The 25,200-nt window shown below is 35.4% G+C and carries 16 protein-coding genes and 1 tRNA gene; 5 read left to right on the top strand and 12 right to left on the bottom strand.

Going from position 1 to position 25,200, the window contains the following annotated elements; genetic code table 11:
* Positions 1 to 13: 13 nt before the first annotated feature.
* The 5 genes from C1X07_RS10275 to C1X07_RS10255 are packed head-to-tail and all read right to left on the bottom strand — an operon-like array spanning position 14 to position 7,504.
* On the bottom strand, positions 14 to 679 hold the full coding sequence (locus C1X07_RS10275; protein ID WP_103069920.1) for a c-type cytochrome: 666 nt from the start codon (positions 677 to 679) through the stop codon (positions 14 to 16).
* Between the two features lie 5 nt (positions 680 to 684).
* Complete coding sequence (locus C1X07_RS10270; RefSeq protein WP_103070011.1) at positions 685 to 1,224, bottom strand: DUF3341 domain-containing protein; 540 nt, start codon at positions 1,222 to 1,224, stop codon at positions 685 to 687.
* Between the two features lie 4 nt (positions 1,225 to 1,228).
* Positions 1,229 to 2,959 (bottom strand): NrfD/PsrC family molybdoenzyme membrane anchor subunit, encoded by a 1,731-nt coding sequence (nrfD, locus tag C1X07_RS10265; RefSeq protein ID WP_103069919.1) that lies wholly within the window; start codon positions 2,957 to 2,959, stop codon positions 1,229 to 1,231.
* 34 nt (positions 2,960 to 2,993) lie between these two features.
* Complete coding sequence (locus C1X07_RS10260; RefSeq protein ID WP_103069918.1) at positions 2,994 to 6,125, bottom strand: TAT-variant-translocated molybdopterin oxidoreductase; 3,132 nt, start codon at positions 6,123 to 6,125, stop codon at positions 2,994 to 2,996.
* Positions 6,126 to 6,184: 59 nt separating this feature from the next.
* Positions 6,185 to 7,504 carry a c-type cytochrome gene (locus C1X07_RS10255; RefSeq protein WP_103069917.1) on the bottom strand — a complete coding sequence of 440 codons (1,320 nt, stop codon included), beginning with the start codon at positions 7,502 to 7,504 and terminating at the stop codon, positions 6,185 to 6,187.
* A 223-nt stretch (positions 7,505 to 7,727) separates the two neighbouring features.
* On the opposite strand from C1X07_RS10255, the gene C1X07_RS10250 reads away from it, so the two are divergent.
* Positions 7,728 to 8,192 carry an SPOR domain-containing protein gene (locus C1X07_RS10250; RefSeq protein WP_241507228.1) on the top strand — a complete coding sequence of 155 codons (465 nt, stop codon included), beginning with the start codon at positions 7,728 to 7,730 and terminating at the stop codon, positions 8,190 to 8,192.
* A gap of 833 nt (positions 8,193 to 9,025) precedes the next feature.
* On the opposite strand, the gene infB is transcribed toward C1X07_RS10250, so the two are convergent.
* Genes infB through rimP form a run of 3 tightly spaced genes read right to left on the bottom strand, consistent with a single transcriptional unit; the run spans position 9,026 to position 13,617 of the window.
* A complete protein-coding gene (gene infB, locus C1X07_RS10245) occupies positions 9,026 to 11,827 on the bottom strand; it encodes a translation initiation factor IF-2 (RefSeq protein ID WP_103069915.1) in 2,802 nt (933 codons plus the stop codon).
* Positions 11,828 to 11,870: 43 nt separating this feature from the next.
* Positions 11,871 to 13,103 carry a transcription termination factor NusA gene (gene nusA / locus C1X07_RS10240; RefSeq protein WP_103069914.1) on the bottom strand — a complete coding sequence of 411 codons (1,233 nt, stop codon included), beginning with the start codon at positions 13,101 to 13,103 and terminating at the stop codon, positions 11,871 to 11,873.
* 13 nt (positions 13,104 to 13,116) lie between these two features.
* On the bottom strand, positions 13,117 to 13,617 hold the full coding sequence (gene rimP, locus C1X07_RS10235) for a ribosome assembly cofactor RimP (protein ID WP_241507227.1): 501 nt from the start codon (positions 13,615 to 13,617) through the stop codon (positions 13,117 to 13,119).
* Positions 13,618 to 13,819: 202 nt separating this feature from the next.
* Here rimP and C1X07_RS10230 point away from each other — a divergent pair, with 202 nt between their 5' ends.
* Entirely contained in the window at positions 13,820 to 14,653 is an 834-nt protein-coding gene (locus tag C1X07_RS10230) for a universal stress protein (protein WP_317046078.1), read from the top strand.
* Positions 14,654 to 14,756: 103 nt separating this feature from the next.
* Here C1X07_RS10230 and C1X07_RS10225 read toward each other — a convergent pair.
* Positions 14,757 to 14,829 (bottom strand) — tRNA-Gln (locus tag C1X07_RS10225).
* 207 nt (positions 14,830 to 15,036) lie between these two features.
* On the opposite strand from C1X07_RS10225, the gene C1X07_RS10220 reads away from it, so the two are divergent.
* A complete protein-coding gene (locus C1X07_RS10220) occupies positions 15,037 to 18,336 on the top strand; it encodes a protein O-mannosyl-transferase family (RefSeq protein ID WP_103069913.1) in 3,300 nt (1,099 codons plus the stop codon).
* A gap of 50 nt (positions 18,337 to 18,386) precedes the next feature.
* Positions 18,387 to 19,037, top strand: coding sequence for a polysaccharide deacetylase family protein (locus C1X07_RS10215; RefSeq protein WP_103069912.1), 651 nt, complete (start codon positions 18,387 to 18,389; stop codon positions 19,035 to 19,037).
* Here C1X07_RS10215 and C1X07_RS10210 read toward each other — a convergent pair.
* Positions 19,034 to 19,330 (bottom strand): thioredoxin family protein, encoded by a 297-nt coding sequence (locus C1X07_RS10210; RefSeq protein ID WP_103069911.1) that lies wholly within the window; start codon positions 19,328 to 19,330, stop codon positions 19,034 to 19,036. The genes C1X07_RS10215 and C1X07_RS10210 overlap by 4 nt on opposite strands.
* A gap of 73 nt (positions 19,331 to 19,403) precedes the next feature.
* Positions 19,404 to 20,642 carry a metallophosphoesterase gene (locus C1X07_RS10205; RefSeq protein WP_241507226.1) on the bottom strand — a complete coding sequence of 413 codons (1,239 nt, stop codon included), beginning with the start codon at positions 20,640 to 20,642 and terminating at the stop codon, positions 19,404 to 19,406.
* A 406-nt stretch (positions 20,643 to 21,048) separates the two neighbouring features.
* On the opposite strand from C1X07_RS10205, the gene polA reads away from it, so the two are divergent.
* Positions 21,049 to 23,877 carry a DNA polymerase I gene (polA, locus tag C1X07_RS10200; protein WP_103069910.1) on the top strand — a complete coding sequence of 943 codons (2,829 nt, stop codon included), beginning with the start codon at positions 21,049 to 21,051 and terminating at the stop codon, positions 23,875 to 23,877.
* Between the two features lie 93 nt (positions 23,878 to 23,970).
* Here the strand turns inward: polA and C1X07_RS10195 are convergent, their stop codons facing one another.
* Positions 23,971 to 25,164, bottom strand: a complete 1,194-nt coding sequence (locus tag C1X07_RS10195; protein WP_103069909.1) for a serine hydrolase domain-containing protein — start codon at positions 25,162 to 25,164, stop codon at positions 23,971 to 23,973.
* Between the last annotated feature and the right edge of the window lie 36 nt (positions 25,165 to 25,200).

Here is a 25,200-nt window from a genome sequence, read left to right as displayed (position 1 = left end):
ACTAATGCACTAATTAGTGTGCGTTACTATGATCTTCCTTTTTTTCAGGGTGCTCTTCAACAACCTCTGCTTTTACTTCTTCTGTATTAGTAGTAGTAATTGCAGCATCAATTCGAGGAGTCTTCCCTTCTAGATCAGCTTTTAATTTTTGCACATACTGAACAATCTGCCAGCGTTCGTGCTCATTAGTCTGAGCAGCATATGATCCCATAGAGTTAATCCCGTAATACATTACATGGTAGATACTTCCTTCTGTAATTGCTCTACCTATATCATCATAGCTAGGAACACCAAGGATTTTTTCTCTTTTTACTAAAGGACCTTTACCATCTCCTTTTCCTCCGTGACAAATGGCACAGTAGATATCATACAATTCTTTACCTTCTTCTTCATTTTCTTTGGTATAAAGAATTGGATTTTTTAAAGTATCCTTAGCTAGTAAATATCCTTTTTGTGAATTTTCATATTCATAAGGCATCCAACCTCTGGGTATTGAACCGTCAACAGGTAGCATTGCCTCCTGTCCACCAGGAAAAATGCCGTATTCACCATATGTTTCATAGCCTACTGACTCATACATATTAGGCATATATTGATAATTAGGTTTTGATTTCTTTTGACAAGAAACAACACAAATCATCACTACTGCCGCTGCTAATATTTTTATAGTACTCTTCATTATTACTAATGGTTATCTTCTTCCTTATCTATTACTTTAATTTCAACTGCTCCCGTATCACCTAAAAAACCGGTTAGTTGATCAATATCATGATTACCTGCATCTACTTCCATCAAAAAATGATCATCAGTAGTTCGCACATCAGGGTTTTCAGCCTCTTTAAAAGGCCATAATTTACTTCTCATATAGAAAGTAATCACCATTAAATGTGCTGCAAAAAACACAGTAAGCTCGAACATAATAGGCACAAAAGATGGCATATTTTCTAGGTAGCTAAAACTTGGTTTTCCTCCAATATCTTGGGGCCAATCTTCGATCATGATATAGTTCATCATTAAAATCGCTACAGTTAACCCAACACATCCATACATAAAAGATGTAATTGCCAAACGGGTATGTGGTAGTCCCATTGCTTTATCTAGCCCATGAACCGGAAAAGGTGTGTATACCTCTTCAATATGGTAATGTTCTGCTCGCACTTTCTTGACAGCATCCATCAGGATATCGTCATCTATATATAATGCATGTATAACTTTTGATGCCATACTTCTAGTTATTTTTAAGTTTTTCTGCCTGACCAGCCCAATCATCTCGTTGTGCTCTACCAGGAAAAGATCCAGTGATATTATCTAACAAATCATATTCAGTCTTGGTCATTCTACTTACCTGATCGAAAGTATATATTCCGATTTCGTTAAGTTTCTTTTCCATTACTGGTCCGATTCCATTTACTTTTTTAAGGTCATCTGCTTCTTGAGTAGATGCATCAAATGTTCCTAAGTTTCCTAATAAACTACTAATATCTTCTTTGCTAGCTTCAACATTAACCTCTTCTTCAGATATTTCTTGTTTTGTTATTTTAACGTTTGCTTTAGGTAGTTCATCTCGATGATCAATGCCAGCTTCTCTCAACTTTTTATACTTCTCTCCAGAAGACTTCAAAATTGATTTTACTTCAGCCTGCGCAATAACCGGGAAACTTCTTGCATACAATAAGAACAACACGAAGAAGAATCCAATAGTCCCTATAAATGTTCCAATATCAACAAAAGTTGGTGAGAACATTGTCCAAGAAGATGGTAAGTAATCTCTATGAAGTGAAGTTACAATAATTACAAAACGCTCAAACCACATTCCTATATTTACTACAATAGAGATAAAGAAAGAAAACATAATACTTCTTCTTAGTTTTGGGAACCACATAAACTGTGGTGAGAACACATTACATGTCATCATTGCCCAATATGCCCACCAATAAGGACCTGTTGCCCTGTTAAGGAATGCATACTGTTCGTATTCAACTCCAGAATACCATGCAACAAATAGCTCAGTTATATAAGCTACTCCAACTATAGAACCTGTGATCATAATCACAATGTTCATTAGTTCAATATGTAAGATGGTAATGTAATTTTCAAGCTTAGACACTTTTCTCATAATAATAAGAAGAGTATTCACCATTGCAAATCCAGAGAAAACTGCACCTGCAACAAAATAAGGTGGAAATATAGTAGTATGCCATCCAGGAATCACAGAGGTTGCAAAGTCAAATGATACAATCGTATGTACAGAAAGTACAAGTGGTGTCGCTAAACCTGCAAGTACCAAAGACACTTCTTCAAAACGCTGCCAATCCTTAGCTCTCCCACTCCATCCGAAAGAAAGTAAACTATATATTTTTTTATTAAATGGTGTTATTGCACGATCACGAATCATTGCAAAATCAGGTAATAAACCAGTCCACCAGAATACTAATGATACAGATAAGTAGGTAGAGATTGCAAATACATCCCAAAGTAATGGTGAGTTAAAGTTAACCCATAATGATCCAAATTGATTTGGTATAGGTAATACCCAGTATGCTAACCAAGGACGCCCCATGTGTATGATTGGGAACAATCCCGCTTGTACAACAGCAAAAATTGTCATTGCTTCTGCCGAACGGTTAATTGCCATTCTCCATTTCTGGCGAAATAATAGTAATACAGCAGAAATTAGAGTTCCTGCGTGACCTATACCTACCCACCAAACAAAGTTGGTGATATCCCAGGCCCATCCTACTGTTTTGTTTAATCCCCAGGTTCCTATCCCGGTAGATATTGTGTAAATAATACACCCTATCCCCCAAAGGAAAGCAATAAGTGAAATAGAAAAGACAATCCACCAAGATTTATTTGCTTTTCCTTCTACCGCTGCTACTACATCCAGAGTTACATCATGATATGTTTTATCACCGGTTACTAAAGGTTTTCTTATAGGTGCTTCGTAATGAGACATAATCCTTTATAATTGAATTGATTCTTTAATTAGTTAATTAGGCTTCTGTAGTATTTCTAACTTTCGTTTGATATACAACATTAGGTTTTACTCCTACATGTTCTAATAAATGATACGCTCTATCATCTTTTATTAGCTCAGCTATTTTACTTCCTTCTTCATTTACATCACCAAAACGCATAGCTCCTGATGAACAAGCAGCAGAACAAGCACAAGTATCGTTAAATTCACCAGCAGCAACTGGTCTCCCTTCTCGTTTTGCTTTAAGTATAACGGCTTGTGTTGATTGAATACAGAAAGAACATTTTTCCATAACTCCTCTAGATCGTACAGTAACATCAGGGTTAAGTACCATTCTTCCAAGGTCGTTATTCATGTGATAGTCAAACTCATCATTATTGCTATACAAAAACCAGTTAAACCTACGTACTTTATATGGGCAGTTATTTGCACAATATCTTGTACCTACACAACGATTATACGCCATATGGTTTTGACCTTGTCTACCATGTGATGTTGCCGCTACTGGACAAACAGTTTCACAAGGAGCATGATTACAGTGCTGACACATTACTGGTTGGAATACCACCTGAGGGTTATCAGATGGGCTTTCCATCTCACCAAACTCAGATAAAGAGCTTCCTAGACCTGCAATATTATCTTTCTTTTCATTGTCGTTTTCAAAACTTTCTTCTGAAGAGTAATATCTATCAATACGCAACCAGTGCATATCGCGAGATCTACGTACTTCTGATTTACCTACTACAGGAACATTGTTTTCTGCATGACAAGCGATCACACATGCCCCACATCCTGTACAAGCATTTAAATCAATCGAAAGATTAAAATGATGTCCTACCGAGCGATCGAATTCATCCCAAAGATCAACTTCTGGAGAAGTAACTTCATACTCAATATGATTTTTACTTACTTCAGGAATAGCATTCCATTCGTGCTTATCCTTAGTATTAAATATTTCAAGAGTCGTTTCTTTTACAATATCTCCACGACCCATTAATGTATTATGTAACTGCACACAAGCAAACTCATGTACTCCATCTACAGCTGTTATAGAAACATCTTGAACTGTATTTTGGTTTTGGTACAAAGGATAAGCATTTACCCCTACTACCATATCTTCTTTAAGTCCTTTAGACTTACCATAACCCAAAGCTAATCCAACAGAACCTTTAGCTTGTCCTGGTTGAATAATCACAGGAGCAACAATTTCTTTCCCTCCTACAGTAACTTTAGCATAATTACCATTTAATGCTCCATTAGCAACATTTTCATTAGTCAAACCTAATTCTTCTGCATCTGCTCTAGAAACCGTTAAGTAGTTATCCCACGATGCACGGGTTATAGGATCAGGCATTTCTTGTAACCAAGGGTTATTAGCTTGCTGCCCATCACCTAGTGAAATTTTTGTATATAATGTAAGTTCTAAACCATTTGATTTTGCATTAGAAAGTCTTCTAGCCGCATCATTAACATTTGGTTTTGAAGAAGTAGATACAGGAACCGCTTCTGGGTCAACCACATCACCTTCTGGCGCTGCTATAGCATCTACCAGTTCTTGTTTTGCAAGTATTGGTTTTACCAATACCCCATCATGCAATGCCTGATTCCAGGAAGTACTTCCCAAAATACCTGTCCATGCATCCTTCATATAATCAAGATACGCAGATGTGTTCCCTGTCCACTTTAATAAAGTTTCTTGAAATTGTCTAGTATCAAATAATGGTCTGATTGTAGGTTGCATTAAACTATAGCTTCCTTTTTTCAGCTCGATATCTCCCCAAGACTCTAGATAATGTTGAGTTGTCGCTGTATAGTTACATAATTCTGCGGTTGCATCATTATGCATACTAAATGCCACTGAGAGATCTACTTTTTCTAAACCGGTCTTAAACTCGTCCGCATTTGGCAAAGAATACGCTGGGTTTACACCAGCTATCAATAATCCACCAACACGACCAGCATTCATATCTTTTACAAGCTGTGCTACTGCCTTAGCATTACCTTGGCGAATAGTACGTGGTGTCTTTTCATTAAAAGCTTTACTATGTATTGCTTTATTAATTTCTAAAACTACCAACTGAGCATCTACATCCTGAAGTCCTGAAACTACAACAGCATTGCTTCCAGCCTTCTTAATTTGCTCAGCAGCTTTAATTACTTCTGCATCTAATTTTGAATCTAAAGTTCCTTTAGAACCAGATCCAGTAACATATTTATATAAAGCAGCTAGTACTTGTTTTTGTTGCGAAGGTGTTGCCTGCACTCTTTTATCTGCATTAGCTCCAGAAAGAGACATATTTGCTTCAAACTGAATATGCCTAGACATTTTCCCATTTTCAGGAATACGTCCTTTTGCATAACCTCCATCATATCCACCACCTTGCCAATCTCCTAAGAAATCCGCAGCTATACTTACTATTGTAGTGGCTTTATGAAAGTCATAATCAGCCAAAGCTCTTTCTCCATACATCATTTCATACGCATCCAAAGCTTCACTATTTGAAACTGCATCATACACTACATGTCTAACATTTTGGTATTTTGCTTTGAATTCTGAAATTAACTTTGCAGTAGATGGACTAGCATAGGTCTGGGTTAGCAAGACAATTTGCTTACCACCAAGACCATTTAATTTTGCCCCCACCTCTTTATCTAAAGCTTCCCAACTTATATCTTCATTTCCTTTTTTAGGTCCTTGAAGTCGAGAACTATCATATAGTGATAATACAGAAGCATGTACTCTTGCATTAGCATCACAATTAGTTTTTGCCAGGTTATTGTTTTCTACCTTAATAGGTCGACCTTCTCTGGTTTTAATCAAAACACTAGCAAAATCAAATCCATCTGCAATTGTCGTAGCGTAATAGTTGGCTACACCAGGAACAATTCTTTCTGGCTGAACCACATAAGGTATTGCTTTTTTAACGGGGCCTTCACATGCTGCTAAAGAAGCAGCTGCTGTACTAAAACCTACATATTTAAGAAAATCACGTCTTGATGTCGAAGAATTTTCTAATGATGATTCATCACCTAAAAACTCATCCGTAGGAATTTCCTTAACGAATTCATTTTGTTGTAGCGTCTCAACAATAGAGCTATTTTCGTTTAGCTCTTCAACACTTTTCCAGTATTTCTTGTTTGATGACATATATAATTGATATTAGCTTCTTACTATTCTTCCGGTTACGGAATACAATTGTTTTATTATTAATAATGACATTTACCACATTCCAGACCACCCATTTGAGCTGCTGTCAATTGTTCAACACCATATTTCTTAGAGAGTTCTTTATGAATCTTCTCGTAATATTTATTATCAGCAACCTTCACATTAGTTTCTCTGTGACAGTTCACACACCATCCCATTGTAAGTGGAGCATGCTGATACATAATTTCCATTTCTTCTACCGGTCCATGACAGGTTTGGCATTCTACTCCTGCAACGCTTACGTGCTGCGAGTGGTTAAAGTATGCAAAATCTGGAAGGTTATGGATACGTACCCATTTTACCGGCTTCGTTTTCCCAGTGTAAGATTGAGTTTCTTCATCCCATCCTACAGCGTCATACAGTTTTTGGATTTCACCATCATAGAACTCTTTTGAATGCTCTTCTGTTGCGGTAGCATCTGCTACTTCACTTATAGACTTATGACAGTTCATACATACATTAAGAGATGGTATCCCTGATGTTTTACTAACTCTTGCTGAAGAGTGACAGTATTTACATTCTATCTGGTTATCCCCTGCATGTATCTTATGCGAGTAATGTATTGGTTGTATCGGCTGATATCCTTGATCAACTCCTACTTGCATAAAATACCCGTACACAAAGTAACCACTTGTTAACAATAACAGAATAGCGGTAACTAGTATTAAAAATTGGTTTTGAATAAATGCTTTCCAGATAGGCGTTCTTCCTTCTGCCACCGGCAACTCTACATTATTAGCTTCTGCAAAACTTCTTAGCGTTTTGTTAACCAAGAATAACACTACCATCAGCATCAAAAACACTAATGCCAGTATCGCAAGGATCACGTTAGAAGAAACTCCTGAACCACCTTCACCACCAACTACTGGGTCTTTACCTGGTGTCACAACAGGATCTGCTTTAGGCACCATTACATACGCCAATATATTATCAATATCGGCATTAGATAATTGCGGAAATGCATTCATTGCAGTCTTGTTGTACTCTTCAAACACAGCAACTGCTTGTGGATCACCTGCAGCAACCATAGCAGCACTATTCTTTATCCAAGAATACAACCATTCTTTTTCGTACTTATCAGTCACTCCAAATAGTGCTGGACCTGTCATTTTCTTATATCGCTTATGACAAGCTGCGCATAAAGATTTAAACAACTCTTCTCCCTTTGCTACATCTCCTCCAGATGAAGCTTCAGTTACAACAGCAGCATCCACGGCCGTATCATCCTGCGCAAAAGCGGGATTAAAAAAAGTAAATAAAAAAACAGTTCCTAGGATTAGGATTTTAGAGGCTGAATTTCGGTGTTTCACCTGTTTCATATTATCAAGTAGAATTATCGTCTTAATTTTGGTATGGTTTTTTCATTAATCTCATAAAAAGACATAAAAAACCGTCACTTTTAATTCGACGACAAAAGTACTATAATAAGTCGATTTTAGAAATGTTAGAGAACCGTTAACTATTAATTTATAACAATTCTAAATAATAATTTTTGACATTATTGAGTTATTAAACTTTACCTTTGCATCAAATCAATTTGTAATGAGAATGTTAAACATCAAAAACTATATTTTTTTATTAGGCGTTTACTTAGTAACTACCAATCACTTAACCGCTCAAGATAGCTCAAATACTACTCCAGGAACCCTTGATCAAGCCAATTTTGTACCAGCAAACATAACTTCTCAACCAGATGCATCTGTTACTATCAATCAAGATCCAAGAATAAAAACTCTTCTTGACATAAAATCCAAGATGGAAAAAGATGGTGAATTTAGTGATCGCTATAAAATTCAATTATATTATGGAAGTCTAAACAAGGCTAATGAGATTGTAAGATCATCAAAAGAAGCCTTCCAAGAATGGGAATCATCTATTCAATGGGAAACTCCAAATTACAAAGTATGGATGGGGAATTTTCGCACTAGACTGGAAGCTGACAGAGCTCTAAAAGAGATACGAACTAAGTTTCCTAATGCTTTTATATTTAAGCCAGAAAAAAAATAACACACATATCAATCCCCAAAACAGCCAATACGTGCTCGACGGGATTAATCACAAACCCCAATAAATTATATTTATTGGGGTTTGTTTTTTTTAACACTCTTGCTTCCGCCTTAATTATGAACATATACCACCGAGAAGCATTTATATCGACTTTTTAACATCATCAAGACACTTTTCCAACTACTTAATCTTTTTCCTCAAAACTTAACCCAACCCAAAATATTGCACTTCATCATTACCTAGCCTAATACACTCAACCCAAAAACAACAGCAAAACACTCCTTTTTAATTAACAAAACCTGCTTCAAGGCAAATTTCAACCAAACCGATTATCTTATTATTACGATCACTTTAAAACCCAACTAGAGGTTTCGCCCTGCTCCTTCTTAAAAGAACTTAGAAAACTTAGCTAACAGAACAAGAATAACCTCTCTCTCTATTCCTTTTCCTTTAACATCAAGAACACCTCACCTCGTCTTTTTTTTTCTAACTAACAATACCATAAAAAAAAATCACAACTACCCTTACTAAACCTCTATTACCTTAACTCAAGAAATTCTCCCCATCAACCTGTAAGTATTCCGAAATCCTATATTCTTATCAGAAGACGTGACTTAGCAAATATTTAAATTTTAAATACAACATTAAAAACTTTACCTCAAGTATTGCTTCGTTAGACAATTTCAAAATTTATAACAACATACACCTCCGTCATTATCTAAATTAAAACACAACTTTTCAACCAAACCTACTTCATGAGAAAACCAATCATAAAACAAAAAAAATCCCGATGTCTTCACATCGGGATTTTTTTGTTTTATAAAGTAAATCTTTTACAACTTCTTCTTCACAGCTACTTCTTGATAAGCTTCTACTACATCACCTTCTTTGATATCATTATAGTTCTTAATTTGCAGACCACAATCATACCCTTTAGCCACTTCTTTCACATCATCTTTAAATCGCTTTAAAGAAGCTAGTTCTCCAGTATATATTACTACACCGTCTCTTATCAAACGAATTCCTGAGTTTCTGAAAATCTTACCAGTAAGAACCATACATCCTGCAATAGTACCAACCTTAGAAATTTTAAATGTTTCTCTTATTTCTGCCGTACCAGATATTTCTTCTTTCATCACTGGAGAAAGCATTCCTTCCATCGCATCCCTAAGATCGTTGATAGCATCATAAATAATTGAATATGTTCTGATATCGATTTCTTCCTTATCAGCTACCTGTCTAGCATTTCCTGCAGGTCTCACATTAAACCCAATAATAATAGCGTCTGATGCCGAAGCCAACAAGACATCACTTTCTGTAATTGCTCCAACTGCTTTATGAATAATATTCACATGAATTTCTTCTGTAGATAATTTCTGGAAGGAATCCGTTAATGCTTCTACAGAACCATCCACATCTCCTTTAAGGATAATATTAAGTTCTTTAAAATCCCCTAACGCAATTCGACGTCCAATCTCATCTAGTGTAATGTGTCTTTGTGTACGAACAGACTGTTCCCTATGTAGCTGCGCACGCTTTGATGCAATATCTTTAGCTTCTCTTTCATCTTCTAACACGCTAAATTTATCTCCAGCCTGCGGAGCACCGTCTAACCCAAGAATAGATACCGGAGTAGATGGTCCTGCCTCTTTTACATTATTCCCTCTTTCATCATGCATCGCTTTTATCTTTCCACTATTCTTACCAGCAAGAACATAATCTCCTATTTTAAGAGTTCCTGTTTGCACTAAAATAGTAGATACATATCCACGTCCTTTATCCAAAAATGCTTCTACAACTGTTCCAGAAGCTAACCTATCCGGGTTTGCTTTAAGCTCTAAAATCTCAGCTTCAAGAAGTACTTTCTCTAACAACTCCTTAACACCTAACCCTGTTTTAGCAGAAATATCGTGAGATTGAATTTTTCCACCCCAATCTTCAACTAACAGATTCATAGAAGCTAGTTTCTCCTTTATTTTCTCAGGATTAGCTGTTGGTCTATCAATTTTGTTTATAGCAAAAATAATAGGCACTCCAGCAGCCTGAGCATGACTTATCGCTTCTTTTGTCTGTGGCATCACATCATCATCTGCTGCAATAACTATTATTGCCATATCAGTAACCTGGGCACCACGGGCACGCATCGCTGTAAATGCCTCGTGACCTGGAGTATCTAAGAAAGCTATTTTTTGTCCATTTTCTAATTTCACTCCATAAGCACCGATATGCTGCGTGATCCCACCACTTTCTCCTGCTATTACATTTTCTTTTCTAATATAATCCAGTAGCGATGTTTTACCATGATCAACATGTCCCATAACAGTTACTATAGGAGCTCTCATCACTAAATCTTCTGGAGCATCAACTATTTCTTCAATAGCATCTTCTATATCAGCAGTAACAAAATCAACTTCATAACCAAATTCATCTGCTACAATAGAAAGCGTTTCTGCATCAAGACGTTGATTCATTGTCACCATAATCCCTAGAGACATACATGCAGAAATAACATTAGTTGTAGGCACATCCATCATTGTCGCTACCTCAGAAACAGTCACAAATTCTGTAACTTTAAGAACTTTGTTTTCTTGCTCTAAAGCTGCAGCATCATCTTCAGTTTTCTGACGGTGTTGATCTCTTTTATCTCTACGATACTTTGCTGCTTTGGACTTATTAGATTTTCCTTGCAACTTCTCCAGAGTCTCACGTACTTGTTTTTGTACTTCTTCTTCGCTTGGCTCTTCTTTAACAATAGCAGGTCTTTTCCCTTTTGCAGGTCCTCTTCCTCTATTTCCACCTCCTCGGTTACCGCCACCTGATTGACCACCTGGTCTACCACCACCAGAACCTTGCGCTCCATCTTTACTAATTCTTCGTCGACGCTTCTTAGCCGCATCACCTGCATTTGATGTCTTTTTATCAGACTTATCCTCTTTCTTTTTAGCTGGTTTCTTAAATTGAGTTAAATCAATTTTTTGCCCAGTAAAATTAGGACCATCCAATTTTTTATATTGAGTTTTAACCTTTTCTGGCTCTGTAGAAACTGGCGTCTCCACTGGCGGTGGAGTTTCTGCCTTAACTTCCTTCACAACAGGCTTAACAGGTTCTACAGATTTCTCTTCCTTTACAGTCTTAGGAGCCTGCCTTGTAATTTTTATACTTTTCTTAGGAGGTCTATTAGAAACAACTTCAGGAGTGGATTTTTTCACCTCTTCTTTCACTTCTTTTTTAGGAGATTCAACTGCCTTTTTCTCGGGCGCCGCAGTTTCTTCCTGTTTTTTACCATCTAGTTCAATTTTACCAACCTGTTTAGGTCCGCTTAACTGAGCTTTGGCTTTAACGACTTCACGAGCTTCAGCAATCTTGCGTCTTTCTTCCTGCTCATGTTCGATTTGCACTCGCAATGCCTCTTTCTCTTTCTTCTTTTCTTCCCCAACTTCTTTTGAGGCTACCTTTTTACTCTTATCCGTTTGAAATTCATCAAACAAGAGCTGATAGATCTCTGAAGAAATTTTTGTAGTAGGACGCGCATCTATCTCATGACCTTTTGAATTCAAAAAGTCAACAGCCCGATCTAGCGAGATATTGAATTCGCGTAATACTCTATTTAGTCTCATTGTTCCTGCTTCAGCCATAAATGCCTTTTATTTAATGCTCAAATATAATTAATTGTGACTATTAATCTTCAAATTCAGATTTTAATATTCTCATCACTTCGCCAACTGTCTCTTCTTCAAGATCAGTTCGCTTCACTAAATCACTAATATCTTGTTCTAAAATACTCTTTGCGGTATCCAAACCGATTTTAGAAAATTCTTCAATAATCCATGCGTCAATTTCATCAGAAAACTCTGTAAGCTCTACATCTTCCTCTACTCCTTCTCTAAACACATCTATCTCAAAACCGGTCAACTGACCTGCCAATCTAATATTATGCCCTCCTCTACCAATAGCTTTTGAAACCTCTTCTGGCCTCAGCATCACTTCTGCACGATTAGTCTCTTCATTAATCTTAATAGAAGTAACTTTTGCCGGGCTTAATGCTCTTGTTATAAACAATTGCAAGTTGTTAGTATAATTAATAACGTCAATATTTTCGTTACCAAGCTCCCTAACGATACCATGGATTCGAGACCCTTTCATACCAACACATGCTCCAACCGGATCAATTCTATCATCATACGAATCTACTGCTACTTTAGCTTTCTCTCCTGGAATTCTAACCACTTTTTTAACAGAAATCAAACCATCAAACACCTCTGGTATCTCCGATTCAAATAATTTCTCTAAAAACAAGGGCGAAGTTCTAGACATAACAATAGATGGCTTGTTTCCTTTAAGTTCTACCGACTCTATCACCCCTCTTACATTTTCTCCCTTTCTGAAAAAATCTGATGGTATCTGTCTATCTTTAGGCAAAATAATTTCATTTCCTTCATCATCCAACATTATGATCGCTCTATGACGAATATGATGAACCTCTGCCGTATATATCTCTCCTTCTAGCTCTTTAAATTGCTTGTATATATTGGTATTATCATGTTCATGGATTTTAGAAATCAAATTCTGACGTAGTGCTAATATAGAACGCCTTCCTAAATCTATAAGTTTTACTTCTTCTGACACATCTTCACCTACCTCAAAATCAGGCTCTATCTTTTGCGCTTCTGATATAGATATTTCCTGATTACCATCTTCAACTTCGCCATCTGCCACTACAACACGATTTCTCCAAATTTCTAAATCTCCCTTATCAGGATTTATAATAATATCGAAATTATCATCACTTCCAAACTTCTTTTTTAGAGCATTTCTAAACACATCTTCTAAGATCGACATCAATGTAACACGATCTATAAACTTATCATCCTTAAACTCTGAAAATGACTCTATTAATGCGATATTTTCCATATCAATATTATAATTAAAATGTTATTATAACTTTTGCTTCTACAATATCTCTGTAAGCAACACTAGTTTCTTTTGTTACAGTTACCTTACCTTTTCCTACAGGTTTAGGCTCTCTAGATTTCCATGTTAGTGTGATAACATCATCTATCACAGAAACCAACTCTCCTTCGAATACATCCTCGGCGGTTTTTACCTTTAGCTTTCTCCCCACATTCTTTTTATATTGGCGAATATGTTTTAAGCCCTCAGAAACCCCAGAAGACATCACTTGCAAAGAGAAATCTTCTTCATCCCTATCCAAGTTATGCTCAATTGCTCTACTTACAGCAATACAATCTTCTACTTTCACACCATCATCACCATCTATAATAATTTCAATACTATTATCGGGATGAATTTTACTTTCAATCAAGAATAAGGACGGATTTTCTTGAAGCGCCCCTTCTAATAAACTTTGAACTTTGTCTTTTAATGACATAAATAGATAAAAAGAGGGGACTTTTCGTCCCCTCATCCTGGTTTTTTAATTTCAACGGTGCAAAGATAGTAATAATATCTTATATACAAAATATCACTGAGAATGAATTTATTCGTAAATTTAAGATACCGTATCCGGAATAGCTTTTTACACAAAAATTAACATCACCTAATCAACAATTACAAAATCTATATCTAGGATCAACAAGAAAATAACATATCTCACAAAAATTAGGATTATGATCAAAAGTATACTCGTACCCACAGATTTTTCCAAACAGGCTGAAAGCGCATTGAAGGTTGCTGCTCAAATCGCAAAAAAAAATAATGCAAAAATTTATTTATTACACATTCTAGAACTCCCCATGCACCTTTCTGACTTAATGTCTACAGGAACTCCAGGCCCTGGACCAGAAGCTGTTTTTTTCATGAAGCAAACACATAAAAAATTTGAGGAAGTCCTAAAGAAAGATTATTTAGATGGTATTGAGATCATTGAGACGGTTAATTTTGAAGACGTAATGCATGGGGTTATTGATGCCAGCACAAAAAACGACGTAGATATTATTATTATGGGATCTCATGGATCTACAGGCTTTGAAGAACTATTCATAGGCTCTAATGCAGAAAAAATAGTACGAACATCAAAAAAACCAGTACTAGTCATTAAAGAAGACTGCGATATTTTTGACATCAAAGATTTTGTATACGCAACAAACTTTGATGATGAAGACAAACCTTGCTTATTGGCGGCAAACGAATTTTCTAAATCTATCGATGCAAAACTTCATCTAGTCTGGATAAACACTGCTAATGGATTCAAAACCACTTATGAAACCGAAGAAAAAATGAATAAAATGATCTCTAATCTTAACATAGAAAATCACACCCTAAACATATACAATGACATTACTGTGGAAAAGGGGATATTAAATTTTGCTGGATCTATTCATGCTGGTATGATCGGAATTAGTACTCATGGCAGAAAAGGGATATCGCATTTTATCAATGGAAGTTTAGGAGAAGATGTTGTAAATCATGCAAAAAGACCCGTGTTGACTTTTAAAATATAAATTCTTCACAAAATACCCTAAAACAACATTTTCAACATAACTCAAAAAAAAAAAAAACTTAGGAACAACAAAAAAGGAGCAACATATCATGTTACTCCTTTTGTTGGTCTACTAGGGCTCGAACCTAGACTCTTCTGGACCAAAACCAGACGTGTTGCCAGTTACACCATAGACCAATACTTGTTTGCGGGTGCAAATTTACAACTTTCTTTTAGCTCTGCAAATATTTTTTAAAAATTATTTCAATAATTTTTCTTCACCCGCTATAATTCAATTTTTTCCTCTTCAAAATATAAACTTCTGTTAAGCGTTTTCTAAAAAAACTAAAGTTAAAGTATTTTTATTACTAAATTCGCCACAAGTTATATAACCTAATAAATTTTATGAGTACATTCAACTTTACCAAGTGGAATAAAATACTGGGATGGATAGTTTTTACTATCGCTTTGTGTGTCTATTCACTAACAGTAGAACCGACTGCTAGTTTTTGGGATGCAGGAGAATACATTGCTACTTCTTCAAAACTACAAGTTGGTCACCCTCCCGGAGCACCTCTATTTCAAATGATAGGAGCTTTTGCTTCTTCTTTTGCACCAGACCCTACTCAAGTTGCATTAATGGTAAACATGACCTCTGCTTTTGCCAGTGCTTTTACTATTCTTTTCATGTTTTGGTCTATCACAATTCTTGTTAAAAAAGTAATTACCAAAGACGAAGAGCTAACACAAGGTAAAGCAATAGCCATTTTAGGCAGCGCTTTGGTAGGATCCTTAGCTTTTTCTTTTACAGATAGCTTTTGGTTTAATGCCGTCGAAGCCGAAGTATACGCAATGGCAACTTGCATTTTATCAGTACTTTTTTATTTGGGACTATTATGGGAAAGGGATATGCATACTCCCAGAGGTAACAAGTGGCTTATTTTAATTTCTTTTATCGTAGGGTTATCCTTTGGAGTTCACTTTATGGGATTATTATCTATCCCTGCCATAAGTTTACTCTATTATTTTAAAAACTATAAAGAAATAACAGTAAAGAATTTCATAATTGCCAACGCCGTTGTTGTTATGATTCTATTATTCATCTTTAAACTTTTACTACCTTCTACTCTTAAATTCTTTGGTGCTGCCGAAGTATTTTTTGTTAACTCTATCGGTCTTCCTTTTAACTCAGGAACTATTATCGCTGGTCTAATAATTGCTACTGCTTTTTATTTTGGCATAAATTATACTCGCATAAAAAGATATACACAATTAAACACATTACTTTTATGTATTTTATTTATCCTTGTAGGGTTTTCGAGCTGGGTAATGCTACCTATCAGAGCTAACGCAGGAACTGTTATCAATGAGAACAATCCTAACAACGCCAGAGAACTTTTAGCTTATTACAATCTGGAACAATATCCAGAGACTCACCTTTTTTACGGTCCACAATTCACAGAAATCTATGCTGGTCTTGATGAAAACAACCCATATGAAGATGGCAAACCAAAGTATGAAAAAGATACTGAAACAGGTAAGTATATTATTGTTAATGATTGGAAAAATGCCAGACAAAATCTTGACGATGCCCATAAAGCATTTTTACCAAGAATGTGGAGCACAGAACATATTGCCAACTATATGGAATATACAGGTCCCATCAAATTCACTATAAAACCAGAGTATCAAAGCGAAGAAGAATTACTTAATGCAGTTACCCAATTTAGAAGAGAATATGCTTCTGGAAAATTAGACAATGACGACTATAATAAGTTCTTACAGTCGTTTGGCAACTATATTAATGTTGAAAAACCATCTTTTATAGATAATGTAGCCTATCTTTTTGATTACCAAATGGGATATATGTATTGGCGTTATTTTATGTGGAATTTTGTAGGACGACAGGATGACAACCAAGGTAAACTCACAAATCTGGAAGGAAACTGGCTAAGTGGAATTAAATTTATTGACGAAATACGTTTAGGCTCTCAAAATAATCTACCTAGCGATGTACTCAAAAACAAAGCACGTAACACCTATTACTTTCTACCTTTATTATTAGGATTAATAGGTTTTGTATTTATGCTACAGAGGGACAAGAAAAAATTCTGGGTGCTACTTATTTTTTTCCTGTTTACAGGTTTAGCTTTAAAAATATATCTTAACGAAAGACCATTTGAACCCAGAGAACGTGACTATGCACTAGTAGGTTCTTTCTACGTATTTTCAATATGGATAGGCTTTGGAGTATATGCTTTATTTGATCTACTTAAAGGAGTTCTAAAACCAAAAATACTAGCACCAGTTATCACCACTGTGTGCCTATTGGCTGTACCCGTGCTTTTGGCCGCTCAAAACTGGGACGATCATGATCGATCTAATAGATATACTGCCCAGTCTATGGCAAAGATGTATCTACAATCTTGTCAGGAAGATGCCATACTATTCACTATAGGCGACAATGATACTTTTGCATTATGGTATGCACAAGAAATCGAAGGTTACCGCACAGACGTAAGAACTGTTAACACAAGCCTTTTTGCTACAGATTGGTATATTGACCAGATGAAAAAAGCAGCTTATGAAGGAAAACCTATCCCTTCTCAGTTAACTCACAATTTTTATAGGTTTGGAAACAATGATGCAATCTATCACAAACCAGTTACTAGCGACACCATGCTTATTAAAAACTGGATGAAATGGATAGAATCTGATGACCCAAGAACTAAAGGAGATTTGCAAAGTGGTAAAAAAGTAAATACATTCCCTACCAAACACATTAGAATCCCAGTTAATAAAGAAGCCGTACTAAAAAATGGTATTGTGGCTCCCAAAGACGCTGATCTAATCGTACCATATATTGACATTCATCTAAAAGGAGATCTACTATTTAAAAACCGCCTCCTAATGCTAGATATTATTGCCAACAATAACTGGGAAAGACCTATTTATTTTACTGGCGGAAGTTATGGAGATGATGATTTCTTATGGATGAAAGATTACTTGCAGTTAGATGGAGTTACATTTAAACTAGTTCCTATACGTACAAAAATTGATCGTCGCAACCCTTTTGAAATGGGAAGAATAGACACCGATCTTATGTACAAAAATGTGACTAGTTGGGATTGGGGAAATAGTAACGACCCTAATATATATCATGATCCTGAGACGAGAAAAAACGCCATTACTTATAGAAGTAACCTAGCAAGACTTGTAGAAGCCTTAATTGAAGAAGGTAAAAAAGAAAAAGCAAAAGAAATTCTTGATCTAGCAATGGATAAAATGCCAATTGAATATTACGAATACTATACTCTAGTAGAACCATACATATCCGGATATTACGAAGTAGGAGAAAAACAAAAAGCAAGAGATCTATGGATAAAACTTGCCAAAAAGTATCAGGAACAACTTACTTACTTTGGTAGCCTAGAATTAAAAGATCAATACAGTTATGCTGAAGACATAGTAACCAATGTAGAACGCTACCGAGGTGTTGTAGACCTATTGCTTATTAATCAAGATCGAGAAATGATCGAAGAAAAAGCAGAAGAATTTAATAAATACCTAAAGTTATTCGCAAGGCTATATTCTGAAGATGAAGAGTATGATGATGAAGCACTTCGCAAACAAGAAGAAGATTTGATTAAAGAATTCCAAAATCAAGAAAAACCTTTGGATTCTCTAGATAGCATACCAAACTAATATCGTTAAAAGTGAGCTTTGTGAAGCTCACTTTTTTATTTTCATGAGTCGTGCAGTTAATCCCTAGTAAAACACCAAAAGTTATCAAGCAACTTTTTCCAAATTACATTTGGGATTTATCTGCTAATGGCAAAAAAAAACTCTACCTCACTTTTGATGATGGTCCTATACCAAGTATTACTGAATTTGTTCTAGAGCAACTCAATCAATACAATGCCAAAGCCACCTTTTTTTGCATAGGGGACAATATCCAAAAACACCCTAAAATTTTTAATCAAATCTTATCAGAAAAACACGCTATAGGCAACCATACCATGAATCATTTAAAAGCATGGAAAAACAATCTAGACACTTATATAAAAAATACTTTAGATTGCCAAAGTGTAATCCAAGAACATTCTTCAGACCGTAATACGCAACAACTATTTAGACCTCCTTATGGACAAATAAGTCGCACTAAATTTAATGAACTGGAGAAACTGGGTTATAAAATTATTCTCTGGGATGTACTCTCTAAGGATTGGGTACAAGATATATTACCAAAAAAATGTACTCAAAATGTAATTCAAAATACAGAACAAGGAAGTATTATCGTTTTTCACGACAGTCAAAAAGCTTCAAAAAACCTTACATTAGCATTGCCAGAAGTTTTGGACTATTTTACCAAACAAGGTTTTGTTTTTGACGCTATCAAGCTTTAAACATACTCTTTCATAAGACCAATGAGTGTATTAGCATCTTGCTCTCCACTTTGTCTCCACACCATCTCACCTTCTTTATAAATCATTAATGTCGGAAGCCCTTTAATACGCAGAGCTGTAGCCAACTCTTCATTCTTATCTACATCAATCTTTATAACCTTCCCTTTATCACCAAGCGCAGCAGCGACATCCTTTAACACAGGATGCATAGCAAGCGATGGCTCATTCCACTCTGTAAAAAAGTCCAATAAAACAGGGACTTCAATACCTATTATATCACCAAACTTTGACATGTCTAAAAACTTTTACATTATGATCTTATCAATTCGACCATTAAACAGTTGTAAATATAACACTTTCTACGAATTAAGCAGGTTTAGCACCTTTTCTCAATTCGATTACCGTAATCTCTGGCCATATACCTACTCTTCCAGGAAAAGCATGAAAACCAAATCCTCGATTAACATTGAGATACCTCCCCATTTCATCATACATCCCCGCCCATTGTTTATACACATATTGTACTGGACTCCATCTTACAAACCCCGGGATTTCAATTCCAAATTGGAATCCGTGGGTATGACCACTTAAAGTAAGGTGGTAATGGGCATTATGCTTTTTGACTTCATACTCCCAATGCGAGGGATCATGACTTAACAAAATTTTAAAATCTTCATTAGTCACTTTCTCTGAAGCTAAAGTTAAATCTCCAGCTTTTTTAAAATTATGCCCCCAGTTCTCCACCCCTATTACAGCTATCCTTTCTCCTTCTTTTTCAATAAAAGCACTTTCATTAAGTAACAGATTAAAATCAATTTTAGTATGTATCTCTTTTATAGCTTCAAAATTTGCCTCTTTTTCTTCCTCACTATTCCATGTTACATATTCCCCATAATCATGATTCCCCAGAACAGAATATTTCCCATACTCTGGAGTTTTAATACGCTTAAAAACATCAATCCAATCATCCATTTCTTCTGCTACAGTATTTACAATATCACCAGTAAACAAAAGAAGATCTGTTTCTTGTTCATTAATCAAATCCACAGCATACTCGATCTTTGCAACATCATCAAAACTTCCTGAGTGAATATCAGAAATTTGAGTAACACGAAACCCGTCAAAAGCAGAAGGAAGATCTTCAAAGTACAACACATGTCGGATTACTTTAAAGTTATACTTTCCTTTAATAATCCCATGTAGTAATCCTGCAAAAGGCACAGCAGCAACCCCCAAAGCTAAACGGCTTATAAATTTTCTTCGTTCTGGTAAATATTGCGCTGTTGTACCTTCAAAAAAAGTATTGGTCAAATAATTATATCCTGCAACACAAAGCCTAACAATATCTTCACCAAACATAAATAAAACCAAAATCAATTTTGGAACGAGAGTAAGAAGCAATATCCCACTAGCCCTTAATGTATATTTAGTAGGACCAACACTACGATCATAATTGGCAAAAACATAGATTGCATATCCCAACACAAAAACCGATACTGTCAAATATCCAATTTGTACCCATTGGTTTTTTGTCATAGTTCTTATTGCCTGAAAAGCGTAAGTTTCAATAAGAACATAAATAATAATAGGGATTAACCAGCGCATAATTTGTCTTCTAATTCAATTATTAAGCAAAACTATCTCTCCTTTTTAATTTCCACATATTTTTTAAGTAAAAATTAACGATAAATAAATTTTAACGCTCAAAACCACCAAAATCATCAATCAATTGGCTATAAATCTTAATAATTTGTTTCAGAAGTAAGATTTTTATTTGTACATTCGTTTCATATTTCCTTTTAAGGATCAAATTTAGAGTCAAAGAAAACATACACTATATATATAAAATTACTATCGTATTTATAGCAGTTGATACATTGTTATCAATTTTATTTTGGGGCGAAATGCCGTCAGTTTTTGACGGCATTTCTTTTTGTATTTATTATGACTCTTAAAAGGTGTTTTGATCAATCTTCTTTTTATATTGCATTTCTAAAAATATTTAATTCATATCATGTCACAAAAACGTCTCTTTCTTTTAGATGCTTTCGCTTTGATTTTTCGAGGGTATTACGCCCTTATCAAGAACCCAAGAATTAACTCAAAAGGTCAGGATACTTCTGCTATATTAGGGTTTACAAACTCTTTGTTTGATGTTATAAAAAGGGAAAAACCGGATCATCTTGCTGTTGCTTTTGACAAACAAGGAAGCAAAGACCGGCTGGAGATTTTTCCAGAATACAAAGCCAATCGTGATGAAACACCAGAAGCAATCAAAATAGCAGTACCTATCATCCAAGAGATATTAAAGGCCATGCATATACCTATTATAGAACAGGCAGGTGTTGAAGCTGATGATTTAATTGGTACCATTGCAAAGCAAGCCGAAAAAGAAGGCTACCAAACATACATGGTAACCCCTGATAAAGATTATGCTCAATTAGTCTCTGAAAATATTTTCATGTATCGCCCAGCCAGAATGGGTAATGGTATTGAAATTTGGGGAATTCCTGAGGTTCAAAAGAGATTTGAAGTAGAAAGACCTGAGCAAGTTATTGATTATCTTGGCATGATGGGAGATGCTGTAGATAACATCCCAGGATTACCTGGTGTTGGCGATAAAACTGCCAAAAAGTTTATTGCAGCCTATGGTTCTATGGAAGGGTTATTAGCGAATACCGATAAGCTGAAGGGAAAAATGAAAGAAAAAGTAGAAGCAAATGCAGAGCTCGGTCTCCTATCAAAAAAGCTCGCTACTATTATTCTTGATTGTGACGTAACTTTTAATGCAGATAATTACGAACTTACAGAACCCGATGCAAAAAAAGTACATGAAATTTTTGAAGAACTAGAATTTAGAAGACTCGCAGACCAATTTGTTAAAATTTTTTCTGGAGAAGAAGCATCAGCATCTACTCAAAAAAATAGATCGGATACAAAAAAGAAAACGACACAAGCAGGGGCTGGTCAGTTTTCATTATTTGGAGGAAACGAAGATGCAACCGAAACTGCTACTTTTTCTAGCAGAAAAACAATTACCAATACCGAACATTTTTACCAAAGCATTGCCCCAGGAATGGCAATGAAATTATTTATTCAAAACCTATTGAAACAAAAAGAGGTTTGTTTTGATACCGAAACCACCGGTTTGGATCCTCTTACAGCAGAACTAGTAGGGATTGCTTTTTCTTGGGAAGCTACAAAAGGATTTTACATCCCTTTTCCAGAAGATCCTGCAGATGTTCAAGAGTTAATAGAACAGCTACGACCTTTCTTTGAAGCTGAAGGCATTACAAAAATTGGTCAAAATTTAAAATACGACATCAAAGTATTAGCAAAATACAATATTGAAGTAAAAGGAACCTTATTCGACACCATGTTAGCACATTATCTAATCAATCCTGACATGCGCCACAATATGGATGTACTCTCTGAAACCTATCTTAATTATACCCCAGTCTCGATCACAGAGCTAATTGGAAAAAAAGGTAAAAATCAATTATCATTCAGACAGGTTCCTCTCGACAAACAAAAAGAATACGGTGTAGAAGATGCCGATATTACTTTTCAACTAAAAGAACACTTTGCCCCTGAGCTTAAGGAAGCAAAAACTGTATCTTTATTTGAAGATATCGAAATTCCATTACTTAGAGTATTGGCTGATATGGAAATTGAAGGTATTAATTTGGACAAAGATTTTTTACAATCCCTTTCTGAAGAGTTAGAAAATGATATTAAAACATTAGAAAATAAGATTTACACAGAAGCGGGTGAAGAGTTTAATATTGCTTCTCCAAAACAACTAGGTGTTATTCTATTTGAAAAAATGAAACTGGTAGACAAGCCTAAAAAGACAAAAACCGGTCAATACTCTACTGCTGAAGACGTACTATCCTATTTAGCCAAGGACCATGAAATCATTCAAAATATATTAGATTTTCGTGGTTTATCTAAACTAAAAAGCACTTATATAGATGCCTTGCCTTTACAGGTCAATCAAGATACTGGGCGTGTGCACACAGATTATATGCAAACTGTTGCTGCGACAGGACGATTGAGCTCTAATAATCCTAATTTACAAAATATCCCTATCCGTACAGAAAGAGGAAGACAAGTACGAAAAGCTTTTGTTCCAAGAAGTAAAGAATACACTTTACTTGCTGCCGATTACTCTCAGATAGAATTAAGGATTATCGCCGCACTAAGTAAAGAAGAGACCATGATTGAAGCTTTTAAAAACGGAGAAGACATTCATGCTTCGACTGCTGCAAAAGTATTTGACGTACCTCTTAACGAAGTAACCAGAGAACAACGTAGCAATGCAAAGACCGTAAATTTTGGTATTATTTATGGGGTTTCTGCTTTTGGATTAAGCAATCAAACGAATCTTTCTCGAGGTGAAGCTAAAGAATTAATAGACACTTACTACAAAACATACCCTAAGCTTCGCAACTATATGAGTGAACAAGTTGACTTTGCAAGAGATAACGGATACGTTCAAACCGTTCTAGGAAGGCGACGATACCTGAAGGATATCAACTCAGGTAACGCTATTGTACGAGGAGCAGCCGAACGAAACGCAGTAAACGCTCCTATCCAAGGAAGTGCTGCAGATATTATCAAAATTGCAATGATTAATATCCATAAGAAACTAAAAGAAGGAAACTATAAGACCAAGATGTTACTACAGGTACATGATGAATTGGTATTTGATGTTTTTAATCCCGAACTGGAAGAGATTAAAACCCTTATCAAAACTGAAATGGAAAACGCATATCGCTTAGAGGTGCCTCTCGATGTAGATTTAGGATTAGGGAAAGACTGGCTCGAAGCGCATTAATTAGAAGTTAAAAAGCCACACCTACTTCTATACAAAAGATCAACTAATAACAAGTAAGAAAATCTCGACACATAAGTATCGGGATTTTCTTATCTATTTTTCAAGCACATTTAGGTAGAAGTCATAGTAATTCAAAAAAGTAGGAATCACTGGACCATTAAACGAGTTAGGAGCATTAAATAGTACACAAATACCTATCCCATTATCAGGATCGATCAATAGCTGCGTCTTATACTTATTTACATTTCCTCCGTGATACACAACTCTTCTACCTCTATAATCCAAAATTCGCCATCCCATCGCATAATAAGAATCTGTTACTCCATCCCATAAATTAACATATGTATCTTTATCACTAGTACAAATAACTGGATTAAAAATATCAGCAAGGCTAGAATTAGAAATAACATCAGGTCTATGTCCCAACAACACTTTTAGATACTCACCCATATCAGAGATTGATGCATTTATCCCTCCTGCAGCAGCTACATTATAATAGTTTTTATGAATTTTGGTAACCGAGTATTTTTTGGAGTAATGATTATAAGAATGTGGTAACGCTACATTTTTACTTGCTTTAATTTCAGAAAAGGTACTTGATGCGGTACTCATATTTGCTGGGTCAAAAACCCTTTCTTTTAAAAGTACTTCAAAGGGTTTTCCTGTCTGATTTTCCATTATTTTTTCTATAACCGAAAACATTGCATTTTGGTATTCATATTCAACACCTTCTCTAGCAACAACCCCTTTATTCTTAAAACTATTTACAATACGATCGATAGACCAACCTTTTTGAATAAGTTTCGTAAATGTATACTTATACAACCCAGTGGTATGAGACAGCAAATGACCAACCTCAAGACGATCTGCCTGTTTCTTATCTTTGAGACTAAACATCCTTACAGATTCTTTTATTTTCTGATCCCAATTGAGCTCATTTCGGTCAACCAGATTTCCTGCCAGCACTGCTGTCATTCCCTTAGACAAACTAGCAATTCTAAACACTGTGTTTTCATCAATAGAATCTTGCGTGTGGATTTTTTTTACCCCAAATCCTCTTTTATATACAACCGTAGAATCTTTTACAATAACTACAGCTGCCCCTGGACATTCTGAAACATTAAAATTAGTAGCGAAAAATTTTTCATAATGCTCTAAAAAGAAAGACAAAGAATCCTTTTTTGACACATTAAACTCTTCTTCTATTGCATTTTTTTCTTTTTCGGGTTCTGATGTATTACATGAACTTAAAAAAACTGCAATAAGCACTACATAAAAACACTTCATATTTAGGACATTATATATTGCCGCAAAATACGTTTA

This window comes from Aquimarina sediminis, from assembly GCF_002895435.1.
GTDB classification, from domain to species: domain Bacteria; phylum Bacteroidota; class Bacteroidia; order Flavobacteriales; family Flavobacteriaceae; genus Aquimarina; species Aquimarina sediminis.
The sequence above is the reverse complement of the archived record's forward strand: the minus strand, read 5'-3'. Positions and strand labels throughout refer to the sequence as shown.

Bases quoted from the DNA above. Each gene is read 5' to 3' on its own strand.
- C1X07_RS10210 (WP_103069911.1), bottom strand. From the start codon at position 19,330: ATGTCAAAGTTTGGTGATATAATAGGTATTGAAGTCCCTGTTTTATTG.
- nusA (WP_103069914.1), bottom strand. From the start codon at position 13,103: ATGGAAAATATCGCATTAATAGAGTCATTTTCAGAGTTTAAGGATGAT.
- C1X07_RS10260 (WP_103069918.1), bottom strand. From the start codon at position 6,125: ATGTCATCAAACAAGAAATACTGGAAAAGTGTTGAAGAGCTAAACGAA.
- C1X07_RS10255 (WP_103069917.1), bottom strand. From the start codon at position 7,504: ATGAAACAGGTGAAACACCGAAATTCAGCCTCTAAAATCCTAATCCTA.
- C1X07_RS10275 (WP_103069920.1), bottom strand. From the start codon at position 679: ATGAAGAGTACTATAAAAATATTAGCAGCGGCAGTAGTGATGATTTGT.
- infB (WP_103069915.1), bottom strand. From the start codon at position 11,827: ATGGCTGAAGCAGGAACAATGAGACTAAATAGAGTATTACGCGAATTC.
- rimP (WP_241507227.1), bottom strand. From the start codon at position 13,617: ATGAGGGGACGAAAAGTCCCCTCTTTTTATCTATTTATGTCATTAAAA.
- C1X07_RS10195 (WP_103069909.1), bottom strand. From the start codon at position 25,164: ATGAAGTGTTTTTATGTAGTGCTTATTGCAGTTTTTTTAAGTTCATGT.
- C1X07_RS10270 (WP_103070011.1), bottom strand. From the start codon at position 1,224: ATGGCATCAAAAGTTATACATGCATTATATATAGATGACGATATCCTG.
- C1X07_RS10250 (WP_241507228.1), top strand. From the start codon at position 7,728: ATGAGAATGTTAAACATCAAAAACTATATTTTTTTATTAGGCGTTTAC.
- C1X07_RS10220 (WP_103069913.1), top strand. From the start codon at position 15,037: ATGAGTACATTCAACTTTACCAAGTGGAATAAAATACTGGGATGGATA.
- C1X07_RS10205 (WP_241507226.1), bottom strand. From the start codon at position 20,642: ATGCGCTGGTTAATCCCTATTATTATTTATGTTCTTATTGAAACTTAC.
- C1X07_RS10230 (WP_317046078.1), top strand. From the start codon at position 13,820: ATGATCAAAAGTATACTCGTACCCACAGATTTTTCCAAACAGGCTGAA.